Genomic DNA, 21236 nt, shown 5'->3' on the forward strand with positions numbered 1-21236 from the left:
ACCGAGGGGAATCGGTGCCTTTTTAACAAGCGAACGTACTATCAGGAATCTGGCGTAGCGCTGTTTTTCACAAACAACGTCAGCTGGTCGCCAGGTTGCAGGTTGTCAGTATCGTTGTTCCAGCGCATCACATCTTTGATGTTTACGCCGTGACGCTTAGCAATACTGGACAGCGAGTCGCCTTTACGTACGCGATAGGTAATGCTATCGCTGTTTTTAGCGAGACGCTGTGCGCTGCTACCTGCACCTACGTTCAGCGTTTGACCCACTTTCAGACCAGATCCGCGCAGATTATTCCACTGCTGGAGATCTTTCGCATTCACGCCAAGACGTGATGCAATACCTGAAAGCGTATCACCTGAACGCACCTTATAGCTGCGGCTGCTTACAGGCGACGTATCAGCGATCAGCGTGGACTGAACGGCTGCGATTTCACCCGAAGCTAAAGACTCTCGTAACTGTTCCGCATGTTTCTGCGGAACCATCACATAGCGTGGGCCACTAGCACCCAGCGTGGAGCCTTTAACACCTGCATTAAAGGTTTTAAGCTTACTTACCGACATACCCGTCATATCGGCAACCTGTTGAATATCAACCGGGTTGCTGAGGCGGACACGCGCCAGTGCACGACTTTCGTCTGGTGTTGGCAGTTGTACACCGTAACGTTTGCTGTTCTTGAGAATGTCACTCAGTGCCAGCATTTTCGGTACGTAAATCTTTGTTTCCTGTGGCAGTGAGAGCGACCAGAAGTCTGTGGATTTTCCACGCGCTTTATTCGCTTTCATTGCCTTCAGTACACGACCTTCACCACTGTTATACGCCGCGACAGTCAATAACCAGTCGCCGTCAAACATCTTGTTCAGACGTTGCATCATGTCGAGAGCGGCTGTCGTTGAAGCGACAACATCACGACGCGCATCGTAGTTGCGGGTCTGCTTTAAACCATAATTTCGCCCTGTGCTCGGAATGATCTGCCAGATGCCTGCTGCATTGGCGCCAGACGTCGCGTGCGGGTCAAAAGCGCTCTCCACTATGGGTAGTAGTACCAGTTCCATAGGCATGTTACGTTTCTTAACTTGCCCGGCTATCCAGTACATATACGGCTCTGCCCGTAATGTTACATCGTGGAGATAGCTCTTATTTCTCAAATACTTCTGTTTCTGTTCGCGAATCCGGCTGTTTTCCGGAATTCCCATCTTTAGCTCGTCGCCAATAGAGGCCCACAAGTCTTGTTCCTGCGCGAAGGATGTCCCATCGTCCAACCATCGCGCCTGACTCGTAAACTTCCCTGCTTCCCCTTGACCAGCCGCAGAAAGGCTCTGTGCGTGCTGTTGTACGTTGCTGCCGTTTTGTGACTGGCAACCTACAAGCAGGACAGAGGCGAGTAATATCGCTTTTGCCTTCATGTGTGTGTCAATAGTTGCTTAAAAGACGAGCGATGATAACGGCGAAATTTTGAAAAGGCAACCCGCAATTATCTGAAGTTATCTTTCTTTGACCTTAACCATGCAAATCGCGCTTCAGGTTGTAACAAATTTGTTTCTTGATTAATTTTATTAATTAAATCAACATCATCAGTTCTTAAAAATAAATTAATTTGTCGTTCATTTTTCAGAATTACGGGGAGTGTTTTTTGGTTTTTTGCACGTAACTCCTTCACTTTCAGGTAATAATCCTGAATCGCCCGATCCTCAGGCAGCACGCTTGCAGCAAACTTCATATTCCCTAATGTATACTCATGTGCGCAACAAATTACGGTGTCGGCTGGAAGCGCATTAATTTTTTGTAAAGATTGATACATCTGTTCTGGCGTGCCTTCAAACAGCCTTCCACAGCCGCCAGAAAACAGCGTGTCGCCACAAAACAGATAAGGTTTGCTGTAGAAACAGAGATGACCGGAAGTGTGACCTGGCGTAGCAAATACGGAAAACTCCCACCCGAGGATGAGGATACTTTCGCCTTCTTCGACAACTTGCGTCGTACCCTTATCCTGTGTCTCTGCCGGTCCGTAGACGGGAAGATGAGGATAGCGCGCAAGGAGATCGGGAACACCGCCGACATGATCGTGATGGTGATGGGTAAGTAGGATCGCTTCAGGCTGCCAGCCGTTTTCTTTTATCGCGTGCAGGATCGGTGCGGATTCGCCTGGATCAACAATGATGCATCTGCGATCGTCGTCGACTAAAACCCAGATGTAATTGTCCTGAAAGGCGGAAATACTGATAAGATTCATGCATTACCTCTTATAGCGTGGCGGGTGTTTTGATGAAACCGGCAAGGATACCTCAGACTGTCGCACCACCGGAACGTTGGGCAGAGTTGCCCTGGGGTGAATATTATCGCGAGGCCTTAGAACTTCAGCTTAAACCCTGGCTCGCGAAAATGTATGGTTTTCACCTGCTTAAGATTGGCAATCTGAGCGCAGAAATCAATACCGAAAGCTGCGCTATCTCGCATCAGGTTAGCGTATCGCTTAATGGCTCCCCGGTTCAGGTGAAAGCGGATCCGCTGCATTTGCCGTTTGCGGAAAAATCCATTGATGCCTGTCTGCTCGCCCATACGCTGCCCTGGTGCAGCGATCCCCATCGTCTGCTGCGGGAAGCCGACCGCGTTTTGATTGATGACGGCTGGCTGATCCTGAGCGGTTTTAATCCGCTGAGTCTGATGGGGCTACGTAAACTGACGCCCGTTCTGCGCCGCATGCCGCCCTATAACAGCAGGATGTTTACCATGATGCGCCAGCTGGACTGGCTTTCACTGTTAAATTTCGAAGTGCTGAGCTATGGGGGTTTTCAGGTCATCCCCTGGACGCGTAAAGGCGGGGTCTTATTAAGCACCCATTTACCCGCGCTGGGCTGCATGCAATTTATTGTCGCGCGTAAGAGGACGATCCCCCTTACGCTAAACCCAATGAAGCAAAGCAAATCAAAAACGCGGATCCGCCAGACCGTGGGGGCCACGCGGCAATACAAAAAACCGTGATCAGGATTCAGGTTGATAACCTGCATCCTCACGGGTTGGGTTGGATGCCGCCGCGCGAGCCAGCTCGTCACAGCGTTCGTTTTCAGGATGACCGGCGTGCCCCTTTACCCACTCCCATTTGATTTCGTGCTGTCCGAGGGCGGCATCAAGACGCTTCCAGAGATCGACATTCTTGACCGGTTTTTTCTCTGCCGTTTTCCAGCCGCGTTTTTTCCAGTTGTGGATCCATTGGGTAATGCCCTGGCGGACATACTGGCTGTCGGTACTCAGCACCACGTCGCAATGTTCTTTTAACGCTTCCAGCGCCACGATGGCCGCCATCAACTCCATGCGGTTGTTGGTGGTCAGGAAATAGCCTTCACTAAAGGTTTTTTCATGCTGGCGATAGCGCATAATGGCACCATAGCCGCCGGGCCCTGGGTTACCGAGACAAGATCCATCGGTGAAAATTTCTACCTGTTTACGCATCTCTGGTAGACTTCCTGTATTTGAAACGTTCAGTAAAACGATAAGTCTGACATAAATGACCGCTATGAGCACTGCAATTACTCGCCAGATTGTTCTCGATACCGAAACCACCGGTATGAACCAGATTGGCGCCCACTACGAAGGGCATAAAATCATTGAGATTGGTGCCGTTGAAGTGGTGAACCGTCGCCTTACGGGCAACAACTTCCACGTTTACCTCAAACCCGATCGGCTGGTGGACCCGGAAGCGTTCGGCGTTCACGGAATTGCCGATGAGTTTTTGCTGGATAAGCCCACCTTTGCCGACGTCGCAGATGAATTTCTCGACTACATCAGAGGTGCGGAACTTGTCATTCATAACGCGTCGTTCGATATCGGCTTTATGGACTATGAGTTCAGCAAGCTCAACCGTGATATTCCGAAGACGAATACGTTCTGTAAAGTCACGGATAGCCTGGCGCTGGCAAGGAAGATGTTCCCCGGCAAGCGTAACAGCCTTGATGCCCTGTGCTCTCGCTATGAGATAGACAACACCAAGCGAACGCTGCACGGCGCGTTGCTCGATGCCCAGATCCTGGCCGATGTCTACCTGACCATGACCGGCGGGCAAACGTCGATGAAATTCAGTATGGAAAATGAATCCCAGCAGACGCGAGATGAAGGGGGAATTCAGCGCATTGTGCGTCAGGCGAATCGCTTACGGGTCGTTTTAGCCAGTGATGAAGAGTTGATGAATCACGAGTCTCGTCTTGATTTGGTGCAGAAGAAGGGCGGGAGCTGTCTGTGGCGCGCCTGAAAAGGTGCCGAAACGTTTGTTAATTCATCGTTTGGGTGATTTTTGCAGCAAACGATTCAAAAGTTAAGAAAAAGCGTTGACGAGTTCAGAGTCAAACCGTAATATTCGCCTCGTTCCCCACACGGGAACAGTGGAGCGGTAGTTCAGTCGGTTAGAATACCTGCCTGTCACGCAGGGGGTCGCGGGTTCGAGTCCCGTCCGTTCCGCCACTATTCAGGCCCACGTTACTTGTAACGTGGGCCTTTTTGTTTTTCCTCTTTCTCATGTTTTCCTTAATTTCTGCTCTGGCACATCTGCTGAAAATCATATTTATACCATTCTGTTTTTTGTATTTAATCAATTCTAATCCGCTTAAAAATAGTGTAGGTTAATTACATCATTTCCCTCCTCTTATAATTCTGTTTTCACGTCATTCTTAATAACCCTCTGGTGTTAACTATTCTTAATCCTGCGTAGATTCTCTCGTGGTTTTTTCCTACCTCTATAAAGAAACCAGTCATGCTATTTTTGAGCATCATGTCAATAGACTCTATGGGCGTGAATTATGTAAGGAAGGCATAAGAGCATGGCACTAAAGGATGTATTCACGCCGATGTGCATATGTCCTTAATTTAGCATTGAATTTCACCAAGGACTTTAAGTATGACTGAAAATAAGGTCATTTTAGCGGTCAACAACGGAGACGGTAAAACGCGGTTGTTGACAGCAGATGCAGGCCGTACGGTTAAGGTAAAGCTTATCCCCGGCAATAAATATTTGCTGAAAAATGTGAATGACGACTTTGCGCCAGAAAATATTACGCTTCAACGCGTTGGCAAAGCGTTACATATTATTCAGGAAGGCGACACACAGCCCAGCATTATTATTGAAAATTATTTTGACGGCGATTCGAAAAACCCAACCCTGATGGGTATGGCCGAAGATGGATTGCTTTATGCCTATATCCCTTTGTCTGGTGAAAGCTACGATAATGGCTATCTCATGGCTGAAGGTGGTCTGGCTCCGGTTGCCCTGGGCGGTGAACCGTTAGGCGCCGGTGGGCCTCTTTTGTCTGCCCCGGACGACGAAAATGACATGCTGTTTGGCATGTTAGGGTGGTTTGCGCTTGCGGCGGCAGGTGTTGGCGCTGCGTTTGCTCTGTCCGAACTGGACAAGGATGAAAGCGATAGCCAGCCCGCCCCCGAAAAACCGAGCATTGGCAAGGCTGTGGATGATGAAGGCTCGATTAAAGGACCGCTTAAGTCCGGAGACGTGACTGATGACTCAACGCCTTCATTAATCGGTAAAGGCAAGCCGGGCGATACCATCCATATCATCGATAATGATAAGGAAATTGGCTCCGTCATCGTCGACGACGAAGGCGAATGGAGCTATACGCCGGATAAGCCGCTGGGCGACGGTGAACATGACCTCTCCGTTGTGGTTGAAGATCCGGACGGCAACATGAGCCCGCCGTCTGACCCCATTACCATCGTGGTTGATACCGTTGCGCCAGATGCGCCAACGATTGAGCACATCATGGATAAAGTGGGTAAAGTCACCGGCGAGATCCTTGAAGACGCTTACACCGACGATCCAAAACCGGAGATGAGCGGTACCGGTGAAGCGGGCGCGACGATTACCATTTACGATAACGGTAAAAAGATCGGCGAAACCAGCGTTAACGACGACGGTCGTTGGTATTTCAAACCTTCAGAAAACCTGACTGACGGCAACCACAGCATCACGGTTAGCCAGACGGATAAAGCGGGTAACGTCAGCGAGCCTTCTGATGAACGTGATTTTATTGTTCTGACGGAACCTCCGGGGAAAGCAGAAACGCCGTCAGTTATTGACGACAACGGTCCGGTAACGGGTCCGCTTAAGCCGGGTGACGTGACGGATGACACTAAACCTTCATTCAGCGGTGAAGGCACGCCGGGCAATACCATCGTTATCAAGGATAACGACAAAGAGATCGGCTCCGTTATCGTCGATGACGAAGGGAAGTGGACCTACACGCCTGAGAAAGATCTCAGCGAGGGTGAGCATAACGTTGAGGTGATTGAAGAAGATCCGCTGGGTAATGTCGGCCAACCCTCCGATCCGATCCAGATCATTGTCGATACCACGCCGCCGGCAAGACCGGACAGGGTCGATGCTGAAGATAATACCGGTCCGATTACCGGCCAGCTGAAGGGCGGCGACGTCACTGACGAAACGCGTCCGGTATTCAGCGGTAAAGGTGAACCGGGCGACACCGTGACCATTTATGATGGTGATGAAGTTCTGGGCTCTACCGTCATCGATGACGAAGGCAACTGGTCGCTGAAACCGGAGAAACCGCTGGGCGAAGGCGATCACAGCATCACCGTTACGCAAACGGATAAGGCGGGCAATACCAGCGACCCCTCGGAAGCGCTGGAGTTTGAAGTTGACACTACCGCGCCTGATGCTTCAGCAGATGTTCTGAAAATTACCGCCGTAGCGGATGACGTAGGCGATCGTCAGGGCAACGTTGCCAGCGGTGAAATCACCGATGACAGCAAGCCGCTCATTAGCGGTATCGGCGAAGCGGGCAATACCGTCTATGTCTATACCACCGACGCCTCCGGTAAACACCTGATTGGTTCAGCGGTTGTGGGCAGCGATGGCACCTGGAGCCTGACGCCTGAAACCCCACTGACGGAAGGTTTGAACCAGCTGACGCTGGAGACACAGGATCCGGCGGGTAACCGCGTTGCGGGCGATGCACCGTCTTACGACATCAACCTCCTGATCCCGATCAGCACTCAGCCGTCCATCAACAGCGTGGTGGACAATTCAGAACCACACGTTGGCCCGCTGCAAAAAGGCGACGCCACCAACGATACCACGCCAACCCTGAGCGGCAGCGCTGCGCCGGGTGACATCGTGTCGATCCTCGACAACGGTAAGGTGATTGGCTCCGTCACGGCGGACAGCAACGGCAAGTGGACGTTCACTCCGGACGCCGCGCTGGCTGATGGCAAGCACACCTTCACCGTCACTGCGACTGACGCAGCGGGCAACTCGCGCACCAGCGGCAGCTTCCCGATCGTGATTGACACTGCGGCACCATCTCCGGCAGAAAATATCGTTATCAATGATAACGTGGGCGACAAGCAGGGACCGGTAGGTTCAGGCGACACCACAGACGATCAGTCCCCGACCCTGAGTGGCGAAGCCGAGCCGGGCAGCGTGGTGGACATCTATGATAACGACGAGAAGATCGGTTCCGTCATCGTTGATGACGAAGGTAAATGGTCCTATACGCCAGACAAACCGCTGGATAAAGGCGATCATGAGATCACCACTACCGTAACCGATCCGTCTGGCAACACCAGTGAACCGTCGCCGGGGATCTCCTTCACCGTCGACCCTGATCCAAACCAGGTTACCGTGGGTGAAGTGGTGGATGATCAGGGCCCGATCGTGGGCAACCTAAAGCCGGGCACCGTGACCGATGATGTTCGCCCTGAACTGAGCGGTAAAGGTAAGCCAGGCAGCACCGTGACCATTAAAGATGGCGACGACGTGCTGGGCTCCACCGTGGTGGATCCGGACGGCAACTGGACGTTCACGCCAGAGCAGGATCTGGCTGACGGCAATCACAGCCTGACCGTGGTGTCCAAAGATCCGGCGGGTAACGAGGTGACCTCACCGTCCTTCGATATCACCGTCGATGCGACCGCGCCGGAAAAACCTGTGCTGGGATCCGCAACGGATGACGTGGGCACTATTCGCGGCGATCTGAGCAACGGCAGCACCACCGACGACGCAAACCCAACCTTCAACGGCTCTGCAGAGCCGGGCAGCCGTGTCGATATTTACGACAACGGTGAGCATATTGGTTCGACGATTGCGGACGATAAAGGCGCCTGGCAGTTCACGCCAACTACGCCTCTGCCAGAAGGTGAGCACCATATCACCACTACCGCAACGGATGAAGCGGGCAACACCGGTCCGGAATCGGATGATTTTGTGCTGGTGACCGACTACACCCCACCTGTAGCAACCGGCGATGTGCTGAACATTACGTCCGTAATGGATGATGTCGGCGGCCGTCAGGGTAACGTGGCCAGCGGTGAAATCACCGATGACAGCAAACCGGTTATCAATGGTATTGGTGAAGCGGGAAGCACCGTCTTTGTTTACAGCACGGATGCTAACGGCAAACATCTGCTGGGCTCAGCCGTAGTCAACAGTGAAGGCACCTGGACGCTGGCGCTGGATACACCGCTGGTGGAAGGGCTTAATCAGCTGACGCTCGAAACGCAGGATGCCGTTGGTAACCGCGTGGCGGGTGAAGCACCGTCTTATGATATTACCGTTCTGATCCCGGTCAGCACCGAGCCGTCCATCAACAGCGTGGTGGACAACGCCGAGCCGCACGTCGGCCCAATGCAGAAAGGCGAAACCACCAACGACACCACCCCAACCCTGAGCGGCAGCGCTGCACCGGGCGACGTTGTGTCTATCCTCGACAACGGGAAAGTGATTGGCACCGCCAAGGCGGATAGCAGCGGTAAGTGGTCGTTCACCCCGGATACCGCGCTGGCGGATGGTCAGCACACCTTCACCGTCACGGCGACTGACGCAGCGGGCAACGCGCGCACCAGCGGTACCTTCCCGATCGTGATCGATACTGCGGCACCGTCTCCGGCAGAAAATATCGTTATCAATGATAACGTGGGCGACAAGCAGGGGCCGGTAGGCGACGGTGACACCACCGACGACCAGTCTCCAACCCTGAGCGGTGAAGCCGAGCCGGGCAGCGTGGTGGACATCTACGACAACGACGAGAAGATCGGTTCCGTCATCGTTGATGACGAAGGTAAATGGTCCTATACGCCAGACAAGCCTCTGGCTAAAGGCGATCATGAGATCACCACTACCGTGACCGATCCGTCTGGCAACACCAGCGAACCGTCACCGGGGATCTCCTTCACCGTCGATCCGGATCCAAACCAGGTCACCGTGGGCGAAGTGGTGGACGATCAGGGGCCGATCGTGGGTAACCTGAGGCCGGGCAACGTGACCGATGATGCGCGTCCGGAACTGGGCGGTAAAGGCAAGCCGGGCAGCACCGTAACCATCATGGATGGCGACGATGTACTGGGCTCCACCGTGGTGGATCCGGACGGCAACTGGACGTTCACCCCAGAGCAGGATCTGGCCGATGGCGATCACAGCCTGACCGTGATTTCCAAAGACCCGGCCGGAAACGACGTGACCTCTCCGTCCTTTGATATCTCTGTCGATACCGTGGCACCGGAAAAACCGGTTGTCGGCCTTGCGACAGATGACGTGGGTTCCAGCCGTGGCGATCTGAGCAGCGGCAGCACCACCGACGATGCGAACCCAACCTTCAAAGGTTCCGCAGAGCCGGGCAGCCGTGTCGATATCTATGATAACGGGGAGCTGATTGGTTCTACCGTGGTGGACGAAAATGGCGGCTGGCAATTTACGCCAACCACCGCGCTGCCAGAGGGTGAGCACCATATCACCACTACCGCAACCGATAAGGCCGGTAACACGGGTCCGGAATCAGATGATTTTGTACTGATCACCGACTACACCGCGCCTGACGCGAGCAAAGTGGCGATCACCGAAGTCTACGACGACGTGAACACCGCAGGCGTGATTGCCTCCGGCGAAGAAACCGACGATAACCGTCCGCTGATCAAGGGTACCGGCGCAGAGCCGGGCAACACCATCACCGTCTACAACGGCGACAAGGTGATTGGCACCGCGAAGGTGCAGGCCGACGGCACCTGGTCCCTGGAGCCGACCACCCCGCTGCCGGACGGCAGGTACACCCTGACGGCGAAAGAGACCGACGGCGTGGGCAATGTCTCCGGTCCGTCCGGTGAGTACATCATCAACGTGGCCACCGTGCCGCCGCAGGCACCGACGCTGGACACCGTCTATGACGACGTGGCCCCGCATGCGGACTACCTGCAGAAGGGTGACGTCACCAACGACACCACCCCGACCCTGAGCGGCAGCAGCGGCGTGGCGGGCGGCACCATCAGCATCTACGACAACGGCCGCCTGATTGGCACCACCACCGTGGGCAGCAACGGCAGCTGGAGCTTCACGCCGGATACGGCGCTGGCTGACGGCAGCCACAGCTTCACCGCCACCGTCACCGACGGCGTGGGCCGCACCAGTGAGCCAACCGGCGGCTTCGGTATCGTTATCGATACAAAAGCACCGGACGCGGCCTCCGACCTGCTGGTCACCGACAACGTCGGTGCGTACCAGGGCCCGGTCGTGAGCGGCGACACCACCGATGACAACACCCCGACCCTGAGCGGCAGGGCCGAGCCGGGCAGCACGGTGAACATCATCGACAACGGCCAGGTTATCGGCTCCACGAAGGTGAACCCGGACGGTACATGGAGCTTCACCCCGGATCAGGCGCTCTCCAACGGCGAGCACGACCTGACCACCACCGTGACCGATCCGTCAGGCAACACCGGGCCGGAAGGGTCGCACGTGGTCATCACCGTTGACGTGGTCCCGGGCAAGGTGGAAATCACCGCCGTGACCGATGACGCCGGCAGCGTGACCGGCAGCCTGTCCCAGAACGCGGTCACCGACGACACCCGTCCGCAAATCAGCGGCACGGCGAAGGCGGGCAGCACCGTGACCATCATGGACGGCAGCAACGTGCTGGGCACCACCACCGCGGGCGCGGACGGCACCTGGAGCTTCACGCCGAGCGTGGACCTGGGCCGCGGGGACCACACCTTCACCGCCACAGCGAAGGACCCGATGGGTAATGAGTCAGCCAGCAGCAGCTGGACCGTGACCATCGACACCGATGCGCCGGTGAAACCGACCATCGACGCGGCGCTGGACGACGTGGGCAGCGTGCAGGGTAACCTGGCGAACGGCGGCACCACCGACGATCCGACGCCGACCCTGAGCGGCAAGGCGGAAGCGGGCAGCACCGTGAAGATCTACGATCAGAACGGCCTGCTGGGCGAAGTGACGGCGAAGGCCGACGGCACCTGGAGCTTCTCGCCGGTGGCGAAGCTGCCGGAAGGCGAGCACCGCTTCCACGTGACGGCGACGGACAGGGCGGGCAACACCAGTGCAGATTCAGACGACTTCGTCCTGACCCTGGACTACACCGCGCCTGACGCCAGCAAGCTGGCGATCACCGAAGTCTATGACGACGTGAAAACCGCAGGCGTGGTGGCTTCCGGCGGGGAAACCGACGACAACCGTCCGCTGATCAAGGGTACGGGCGCAGAGCCGGGCAACACCATCACCGTGTACAACGGCGACAAGGTGATTGGCACCGCGACCGTGCAGGCCGACGGCACCTGGTCCCTGGAGCCGACCACCCCGCTGCCGGACGGCAGGTACACCCTGACGGCGAAAGAGACCGACGGCGTGGGCAATGTCTCCGGTCCGTCCGGCGAGTACATCATCAACGTGGCCACCGTGCCGCCGCAGGCGCCGACGCTGGACACCGTCTATGACGACGTGGCCCCGCATGCGGACTACCTGCAGAAGGGCGACGTCACCAACGACACCACCCCGACCCTGAGCGGCAGCAGCGGCGTGGCGGGCGGCACCATCAGCATCTACGACAACGGTCGCCTGATCGGCACCGCCACCGTGGGCAGCAACGGCAGCTGGAGCTTTACGCCGGATACGGCGCTGGCTGACGGCAGCCACAGCTTCACCGCCACCGTCACCGACGGCGTGGGCCGCACCAGTGAGCCAACCGGCGGCTTCGGTATCGTTATCGATACAAAAGCACCGGACGCGGCCTCCGACCTGCTGGTCACCGACAACGTCGGTGCGTACCAGGGCCCGGTCGTGAGCGGCGACACCACCGATGACAACACCCCGACCCTGAGCGGCAGGGCCGAGCCGGGCAGCACGGTGAACATCATCGACAACGGCCAGGTTATCGGCTCCACGAAGGTGAACCCGGACGGCACCTGGAGCTACACCCCTGACCAGCCGCTGGCGAACGGCGCACACGACCTGACCACCACCGTCACCGATCCGTCGGGCAACACCGGGCCGGAAGGGTCGCACGTGGTCATCACCGTTGACGTGGTCCCGGGCAAGGTGGAAATCACCGGCGTGACCGACGACGCCGGCAGCGTGACCGGCAGCCTGTCCCGGAACGCGGTCACCGACGACACCCGTCCGCAAATCAGCGGCACGGCGAAGGCGGGCAGCACCGTAACCATCATGGACGGCAGCAACGTGCTGGGCACCACCACCGCGGGCGCGGACGGCACCTGGAGCTTCACGCCGAGCGTGGATCTGGGCCGCGGCGAGCACACCTTCACCGCCACGGCGAAGGATCCGATGGGTAATGAGTCAGCCAGCAGCAGCTGGACCGTGACCATCGATACCGATGCGCCGGTGAAGCCGACCATCGACGCGGCGCTGGACGACGTGGGCACCGTACAGGGCGCCCTGTCTAACGGCAGCAGCACCGACGACCCGACGCCGACCCTGAGCGGCAAGGCGGAAGCGGGCAGCACCGTGAAGATCTACGATCAGAACGGCCTGCTGGGCGAAGTGACGGCGAAGGCCGACGGTACCTGGAGCTTCTCGCCGGTGGCGAAACTGCCGGAAGGCGAGCACCGCTTCCACGTGACAGCGACCGACAAGGCGGGCAACACCAGTTCTGCGTCAGACGACTTCGTTCTGACCCTGGACTACACCGCCCCGGATGCGAGCAAGCTGGCGATCACCGAAGTCTATGACGACGTGAACACCGCAGGCGTCATTGCCTCCGGCGAAGAAACCGACGACAACCGTCCGCTGATCAAGGGTACCGGTGCGGAAGCTGGCAACACCATCACCGTCTACAGCGGCGACAAGGTGATTGGCACCGCGACCGTGCAGGCCGACGGCACCTGGTCCCTCGAGCCGACCACGCCGCTGCCGGACGGCAGGTACACCCTGACGGCGAAAGAGACCGACGGCGTGGGCAACGTCTCCGGTCCGTCCGGTGAGTACATCATCAACGTGGCCACCGTGCCGCCGCAGGCACCGACGCTGGACACCGTCTATGACGACGTGGCCCCGCACGCGGACTACCTGCAGAAGGGTGACGTCACCAACGACACCACCCCGACCCTGAGCGGCAGCAGCGGCGTGGCGGGCGGCACCATCAGCATCTACGACAACGGCCGCCTGATTGGCACCACCACCGTGGGCAGCAACGGCAGCTGGAGCTTCACGCCGGATACGGCGCTGGCTGACGGCAGCCACAGCTTCACCGCCACCGTCACCGACGGCGTGGGCCGCACCAGTGAGCCAACCGGCGGCTTCGGTATCGTTATCGATACAAAAGCACCGGACGCGGCCTCCGACCTGCTGGTCACCGACAACGTCGGTGCGTACCAGGGCCCGGTCGTGAGCGGCGACACCACCGATGACAACACCCCGACCCTGAGCGGCAGGGCCGAGCCGGGCAGCACGGTGAACATCATCGACAACGGCCAGGTTATCGGCTCCACGAAGGTGAACCCGGACGGCACCTGGAGCTACACCCCTGACCAGCCGCTGGCGAACGGCGCACACGACCTGACCACCACCGTCACCGATCCGTCGGGCAACACCGGGCCGGAAGGGTCGCACGTGGTCATCACCGTTGACGTGGTCCCGGGCAAGGTGGAAATCACCGCCGTGACCGATGACGCCGGCAGCGTGACCGGCAGCCTGTCCCAGAACGCGGTCACCGACGACACCCGTCCGCAAATCAGCGGCACGGCGAAGGCGGGCAGCACCGTGACCATCATGGACGGCAGCAACGTGCTGGGTACCACCACCGCGGGCGCTGACGGCACCTGGAGCTTCACGCCGAGCGTGGACCTGGGCCGCGGGGACCACACCTTCACCGCCACAGCGAAGGACCCGATGGGCAATGAGTCGAGCAGCAGCAGCTGGACCGTGACCATCGACACCGATGCGCCGGTGAAGCCGACCATCGACGCGGCGCTGGACGACGTGGGCAGCGTGCAGGGTAACCTGGCGAACGGCGGCAGCACCGACGACCCGACGCCGACCCTGAGCGGCAAGGCGGAAGCGGGCAGCACCGTGAAGATCTACGATCAGAACGGCCTGCTGGGCGAAGTGACGGCGAAGGCCGACGGCACCTGGAGCTTCTCACCGACGGCGAAACTGCCGGAAGGTGAGCACCGCTTCCACGTGACGGCGACGGACAGGGCGGGTAATACCAGCGCAGCGTCCGACGATTTCGTGCTGAACCTGGACTACACCGCACCAGATGCAAGCAAAGTGAGCATCACTGACGTGGTGGATGACTTTGGTTCTGTGACCGGCTCCGTGACGTCAGGCGGTAAGACTGACGATAACACGCCGCTGATCAAAGGCACCGGCGCGGAAGCGGGCAACACCATCACCGTGTACAACGGCGACAAGGTGATTGGCACCGCCAAAGTACAGGCTGACGGCACCTGGGAGCTTCAGGTCACGAAAGCCCTGCCTGACGGGACTTACAACCTGACGGTGAAAGAGACCGACAGCGTGGGTAACACCACGGCGGCTTCACCGGAATACATTATTCAGATCGATGCAGGCGGTCAGCCGCTGCCACCGACCCTGAGCAGTGTCGAAGATGACGTCGCGCCGCATACCGGTCCATTGCAGAAGGATGCGACAACCAACGACAACACCCTGCTTCTGACCGGTACTGCGGAAGCCAACGTGACGGTTCGCATTTATGGCGGCCCGAACGGTACCACCCTGCTGGGTGAAACCAAGGCCGATGCCCAGGGCAAATGGAGCTTCAACACGCCGAAACTGGCGGACGGCGTTCATACGTTTGTCGCGGAAGCGATTAACGACATTGGTCAGGTAAGCCCGCAGACTGGCGGCTTCCCAATCACGGTTGATACCAGCGCGCCGGGTGAGGTCACAGGCTTTATCGTGAGCGATAACGAAGGTCCGAAGACCGGCGTATTGGCTAATGGCGACACCACTGACGATGCGACGCCGACCATCAGCGGTAAGGCAGAGCCAGGCAGCGTTGTTCACGTCTACGTGAACGGCCAGGAAAACGGTACTGCGGTTGCAGACGCGAACGGTAACTGGACCTACACCACCGGTTCTCTGGCGGATGGAGAATACACCTTCACCGCGCGTGCTGAAGATTCAGCAGGCAATCTGGGAGCTGAAAATGCCGGTGTTACCGTCACGCTTGATACCTCCAGCGTTCCGGTCACCATCGTTCGCGTGATGGACGATAAAGGCAGCGTCACGGGTGAAATGAAGGCGAACGACGTCACTGACGACGCGCGTCCGGAAATTATCGGTAAGGCGAAAGCAGGCAGCACTGTCACCATCATGGATGGCAACGTGGTGTTGGGCAGCGTCAAGGCCGATGCCAGCGGCAACTGGGTATTTACGCCTACCAGCGATCTGGGCGATGGCGTACACAACATTACGGCAACCGCGAAAGATCTGACGGGTAAAGAGGATACCTCCAGCACCTTCAGCTTCGAAATTGACAGTAAAGCACCGAATCGTCCGAGCATTGATTACGCGGAGGATCAGGTGGGTACCGTTAAGGACGACCTGAACAGCAACGATGTCACTGACGATCCGCAGCCGATCCTGCACGGTACGGCTGAAGCGGGCAGCACCGTCAATATTTACACCGTTGACGGCACCCTGCTGGGTTCAGTCACCGCGAACAGCAACGGGGCATGGAACTTCAAGCCGGGCAGCAAGTTACCTGAAGGGAAAAACACCTTCTACGTGACGGCCACGGATGAAGCCGGCAACGTCAGCGACAAGTCTGCGGACTTTATTCTGACTACCGACTACACCGCGCCGGATGCGAGCAAAGTGACCATTGATTCCGTCACGGATAACGTGGGTAACGTTCAGGGGATTGTTGCAGATGGCGGCGTTCTGGACGATACACGTCCGGTAATTCGCGGCTCTGGTGCGGAAGTAGGCAACGTTATTACCGTGTACACCACGGATAAAGACGGCAACACCAAAGTACTGGGCACCACCACGGTCGATCAGAACGGCAAATGGGAACTGACGCCATCTGAATCGCTGTACGGTGATTCCATCAACCAACTGACCGTGACGGAAACCGATCGCGTTGGCAACGTGGCGAAACCGGCTGACAGCTATGACGTCATTATGTCCGACACGCCGGATGCGCCAGCGATCCTTAACGTTCTGGACGATACCGGCACAACCGTTATCAACCTGGCCAACAATGCGTTGACCAAAGACGATACGCCAACCCTGAAAGGAACGGCGGACGGTGCTGCGGGCGATACTATCACCATTTACAACGGCAGTCAGGTTGTAGGTAAAACAACGCTGAACAGCGATGGCACCTGGAGCTTCACGCCATCTCCGGCACTGGCTGACGGTAGCTACACCTTTACGGTGACCAATACCAACAGCGCGGGTCAGGAGAGCGATCGCAGCGGTTCGTTTACGGTAACCATTGATTCAACAGCGCCGAATCCGGTTTCCGGACTGCAGGTGTCTGACGATCAGGGTGCCTGGAAAGGTCAGTTGACCGACGGTATGACCACCGACGACAACAAGCCAACCTTCACCGGTAAAGCGGAGCAGGGCAGCACGGTTACTATCTATGATAATGGCCAGGCGATGGGTACCGTCACCGTCACCAACCCAGACGGTAGCTGGCAGTTCACGCCGTCCACGCCGCTGGTTGATGGCGAACACCAGTTCGCGACCCAGGTAACGGATCCGGCAGGTAACGCCAGCGCGATCGTTGACGATATCACCGTTAACGTCTCTACGGGCGCAAGCTATCTGCAGCTGCTGCAGGTGGTGGATGATGTCCAGGAAGCGGGTGGTTCTCGCGTGCTTCGCGATGGTGAAGTCACCAACGACAGCCAGGTACAGCTGGTCGGTAAGGCGACGGCGGGCAGTACCATTATCATCACCGACGTGGGTGGCGTTCAGCTGGGCACCGTGAAAGCGGATGCCAACGGTAACTGGGAATTCACGCCGACGAGCAGCCTGAGTGATGGCGCGCACACGCTGCGCATCACCGGGACCGACCCGTCCAATAACCCGCTCACGCCGATCGACTTTGATCTGGTTGTGGATACGGTTGCGCCTGTCGCACCGGCTATCACCGATGTGCTGGACGACGTCAACCCGGTTCAGGGTTCCGTTGCTCACGGCAAGCCGACCAACGACACCACGCCGGAAATCACCGGTACGGCAGAGAAGGGAAGCACGGTGAATGTGTACCATCAGGTGGATGCGACAACCCGCATTCTGCTGGGTACCGCCGTTGCCGATAGCACAACGGGTCAGTGGACGCTACAAATCACTGACGCGAATAAGCTGGCTGAAGGCACCTGGAATCTGGTCGCAACCTCCACGGACGCGGCGGGCAACGTCAGTACGCCGAGCAACACCTGGACAATTGTTGTCGATACCACCGTGTCTGACGCGGTTATCAACATCAGCTCTGTCTCGGAAGACCGTGGCGCTTCAGATACTGACTTCATTACCAGCGATAACACGCTGTTGATTAACGGTGAGCTGAACAAAGCCCTGCAGGCGGACGAGTGGGTTGAGATTAGCCTCGACAACGGTGTGACCTGGACGCGTGCCTCAACGGTAACCGGCACATCCTGGACTGTGGATATGCAGAGCACGCCGCTGAACGATGGTGCTTACACCATTCAGGCGCGCGTGGTGGATAACGCCGGTAACGTCGGCAGCACCGATTCTCAGGCGCTGCAGGTGGCATCGGGCGGCAGTGACATGAACGGTCTGTCTACGACAACCAAAGTGACTACCGATACCAGCCATGGTCTGACGACCGGGGATCACTTCAGCCACGCGGCAACGGCAACCAACGGCGACATGGTCACCCGTGACCGTACGGTGACCATCAGCGGCAACCTGAGCGCCGCGCTGCAGGCGGGCGAACATCTGCAGATCTCTCTGGATAACGGAAAGACCTGGAAAACGCTGGCGCTCAACGGCCAGAGCTGGAGCTATGAACTGCCGGAAGCGACGGCAAGCACCACCCACAGCTTCAAGCTGCAGGTGATTGACGTTGCGGGTAACCCGGGTACGAACACGAACTTTGCCGATAGCTACAACGTGGTTATCGATCTGGATTCTCCGAACGGTATTACCGGGGCGCCAGATGTGCCGCAGCACACCACCACAGGAGATTCGTTCACCTTCTCCAGCGGTCAATACGGTCGTGTTGAAGCGGGGGCGATTATCTCGCTGGTGAGTGACGTCAACAACAACGGGACATATCAGGAAGGTCTGGATCAGGTCATTGGCTTCGTGAAGGCTAACGCTGACGGCTCCTGGAGTCTGAATACGTCGCTGCCTTCTGGCGCACATAACCTGGCCTTTGTGGTCTGGGATGAAGCGGGTAACCGCTCAAGCATGAGCGCCAGCACCAGTACAGGTGTCACCGAAGGTGGCGGCAGTACGCTGATTGAACAAACCTGGGGGGGAACGACCGATGCGGATAGCCGCGGTTTGAACGCCGCTGCGGTGACCATCAGTCAGGACGGTTTGTGGTCATTCTTCCAGAGTGCTCGCGGCACTTCTGGTACAGCAACCGCTAACGCCGGACGTGTCTATGACTCCGTCACGCGTGAAGACTACGATTCAACGTACCTTGCCCAACCGTCAACTGAAAACGGTGCGGGTTACGACGTAGATAGCACGTCATACAGCCGTTATGTTAACTCCGCAGCCTTTGCGGACATTAACCGCGATGGCTATGCCGACGTCATGTCTCAGATCAGTAGCTATAGTAACGCGGGTCGTACCGCCTACTGGCTGCAGAACGCAGACGGTAGTTACTCCGCGAAGGCGCTGGATCAGGGCACCCTGAACCACCTCGGCGGCGTGATTTCCTATGACCGTGAAGGTGATGGCTATCTGGACTTTGTGCTGGGTGACTCCGAAGCAGACTCCATTTCGTTCATCAAAAATACGCAGGGCACGCTGAGTTACGAGGATAATTCCGGCTTCTCTGACGGACATCCTGGCGGGGCACTGCCAACGTCGCTGAGTGTGCTGCACGAAGTAGGGGCTGTGGATATCGATAACAACGGTACCGTAGATATTACGGCACATATCGACTACAACGGCGCTGGCAACCTCGTCGGCAACAACTCCCGCGGTCTGGGTATCTTGTATAACCAGACTACCGGGACGTCGAAGACCAACTTCGGTGAAGTTGGCTACTACGCGAACGTGTTCCGTGACGATGGCCATGAAGACTACGGTAACTTGTCTATCTCCATGACCTATGCGGATTACAACAACGATGGTTGGCTGGATCTGTTCCTGAGCCGTGGTTCGAAGGGGGGCAGTAACAGCGACGAGAGCCGTATCTATCTGAACGATGGTACCGGTAAGCTCAATGCAACGGACAGCCAGGCGCAGTGGTTTGGCGATAACGTTGATGGCGGCACGTCGCTGGCAGTGGACTGGAACCACGACGGTAAGATGGACATCATCGAAGTGCCACGCTCTGGCGTGACTGGCTCGCCAATGTTGTATACCAATACCGGTAGTAACAACTGGGGCGCCAATAAAGTCAGCCTGACAGGTAGCACGACGTTCAACAACATGACGGGTGCCGTCGCACTCGACTATGACTGGGACGGTTCGATGGACCTGGTGCTGTACCGCTCTGGCGCGGATGCTGATGTCGTGGCAAGAGACGACGCGGGACGCACGATGCTGGTGAAAAACACCAATATCGCGGCGGACGGCACGAGCCTGCAGATCCGTATTGTTGACGGCAACGGCATCAATACCTTCTACAGCAACACCGTGAAGTTATACAACTCAGCGGGCGAGCTTGTGGCAACCCAGTTGATTAACCCGCAGTCCTCTGGTTCCAGCAACAGCATGGGTCTGGTGAGCTTCTTCGGGCTGGATCCGAATGAAGTTTACTCCGTGCAGATGCTGCGCATTACCGACGGTGAAGCGGATCACGTTGGCGCAACGAGCAGCATTGGTGGTTACACCAACGGTACGGTAAATGAGAGCTGGGGTGGCCTGACAACAGGTAAAGCCCATGACTCCTACGTACTGACGGCGGAAAGCGGCAATGCGGCAAACAACACCTCTGGCAACAGCGGGATCGTCGGGACGGGCTATAACGACACCTTCTTCGGTTCTGCAGGCAACGACACCTACAACGGTGGCGGCGGCTGGAACCAGATTGTGAGCGGTAAGCCGGTCTGGAGCGAAACTGCCGGTATGGACGTTGTTGACTATAGCCGTTCAACTACTGCGATCAACGCGAACCTGTGGACAGGTACTGCAACCGGTAACGGCACCGATAAACTCCTCAATATCGAGGGTCTCTTAGGTTCCAGCCAGCAGGATACGTTTACGGATAACTCCGCAAATAACCTGTTCGATGGTCGCGGTGGCAATGACGCCTTCTACCTGGTCAACGGCGGTAACGACACGCTGATGTACAACGTGCTGGAAGGAATGACCAACGACAGCACCGGCGGCAACGGGCACGACACTATCCACGGCTTCAAGGTGGGTAATCTGGTGAAAGACAGTGATGCAGACCTGCTCGATATGAGCGAGCTGCTTGACTATAAGGGCTCTATCTCCTTCTTCGAGGACGATGGAAAACTGGAGCTGGATTACTCCTCCCGCGGCGTGCTGGATTACGTCAAGGTGGAAGTTGTCGGAAGCGATACCGTGATCAGTATCGACCGTGACGGTCAGGGCGGACAGCATGGATTTACTCAGGTTGTCACGCTGGCTGATGTTCAAACCGATCTGGTTACGCTGCTGCAGAATAACCAAATAATGATGTAACCCAGTAAAACCCGCCATCTTCGGATGGCGGGATTTCTGCGCATCTCTGTTGTTTTACGATCAATCACTGGGTTAATCGGGAATTTGATAAATGAAAGTAACCCCTCGGAATTTTAAAAAAATTAATCTGGCGTTC

At 57.2% G+C, this 21236-nt stretch carries 6 protein-coding genes and 1 tRNA gene; 4 read left to right on the plus strand and 3 right to left on the minus strand.

Annotated elements, in window-relative coordinates; genetic code table 11:
* Positions 1 to 41: 41 nt before the first annotated feature.
* Together mltD and gloB are read right to left on the minus strand one after the other, a co-directional pair.
* Positions 42 to 1406, minus strand: a complete 1365-nt coding sequence (gene mltD / locus BFV63_RS04245) for a murein transglycosylase D (RefSeq protein ID WP_048241361.1) — start codon at positions 1404 to 1406, stop codon at positions 42 to 44.
* Between the two features lie 68 nt (positions 1407 to 1474).
* On the minus strand, positions 1475 to 2233 hold the full coding sequence (gene gloB / locus BFV63_RS04250; RefSeq protein WP_022650425.1) for a hydroxyacylglutathione hydrolase: 759 nt from the start codon (positions 2231 to 2233) through the stop codon (positions 1475 to 1477).
* Positions 2234 to 2265: 32 nt separating this feature from the next.
* On the opposite strand from gloB, the gene BFV63_RS04255 reads away from it, so the two are divergent.
* Positions 2266 to 2982: a class I SAM-dependent methyltransferase gene (locus tag BFV63_RS04255; RefSeq protein WP_023324185.1), complete on the plus strand. Its 717-nt coding sequence runs from the start codon at positions 2266 to 2268 to the stop codon at positions 2980 to 2982.
* Here BFV63_RS04255 and rnhA read toward each other — a convergent pair whose 3' ends face one another.
* Positions 2983 to 3561 (minus strand): ribonuclease HI, encoded by a 579-nt coding sequence (rnhA, locus tag BFV63_RS04260; protein WP_162184627.1) that lies wholly within the window; start codon positions 3559 to 3561, stop codon positions 2983 to 2985.
* On the opposite strand from rnhA, the gene dnaQ reads away from it, so the two are divergent.
* The 3 genes from dnaQ to BFV63_RS04275 all read left to right on the plus strand — a co-directional run bounded on the left by dnaQ (position 3515) and on the right by BFV63_RS04275 (position 21100).
* On the plus strand, positions 3515 to 4246 hold the full coding sequence (dnaQ, locus tag BFV63_RS04265; RefSeq protein WP_057979995.1) for a DNA polymerase III subunit epsilon: 732 nt from the start codon (positions 3515 to 3517) through the stop codon (positions 4244 to 4246). The genes rnhA and dnaQ overlap by 47 nt on opposite strands.
* Before the next feature lie 132 nt (positions 4247 to 4378).
* Positions 4379 to 4455: transfer RNA gene (locus BFV63_RS04270), tRNA-Asp, on the plus strand.
* A gap of 433 nt (positions 4456 to 4888) precedes the next feature.
* Complete coding sequence (locus BFV63_RS04275; protein ID WP_069597457.1) at positions 4889 to 21100, plus strand: Ig-like domain-containing protein; 16212 nt, start codon at positions 4889 to 4891, stop codon at positions 21098 to 21100.
* The last annotated feature ends 136 nt before the right edge of the window (positions 21101 to 21236 follow it).

Source organism: Enterobacter hormaechei subsp. xiangfangensis (assembly GCF_001729785.1).
Lineage (GTDB): Bacteria > Pseudomonadota > Gammaproteobacteria > Enterobacterales > Enterobacteriaceae > Enterobacter > Enterobacter hormaechei_C.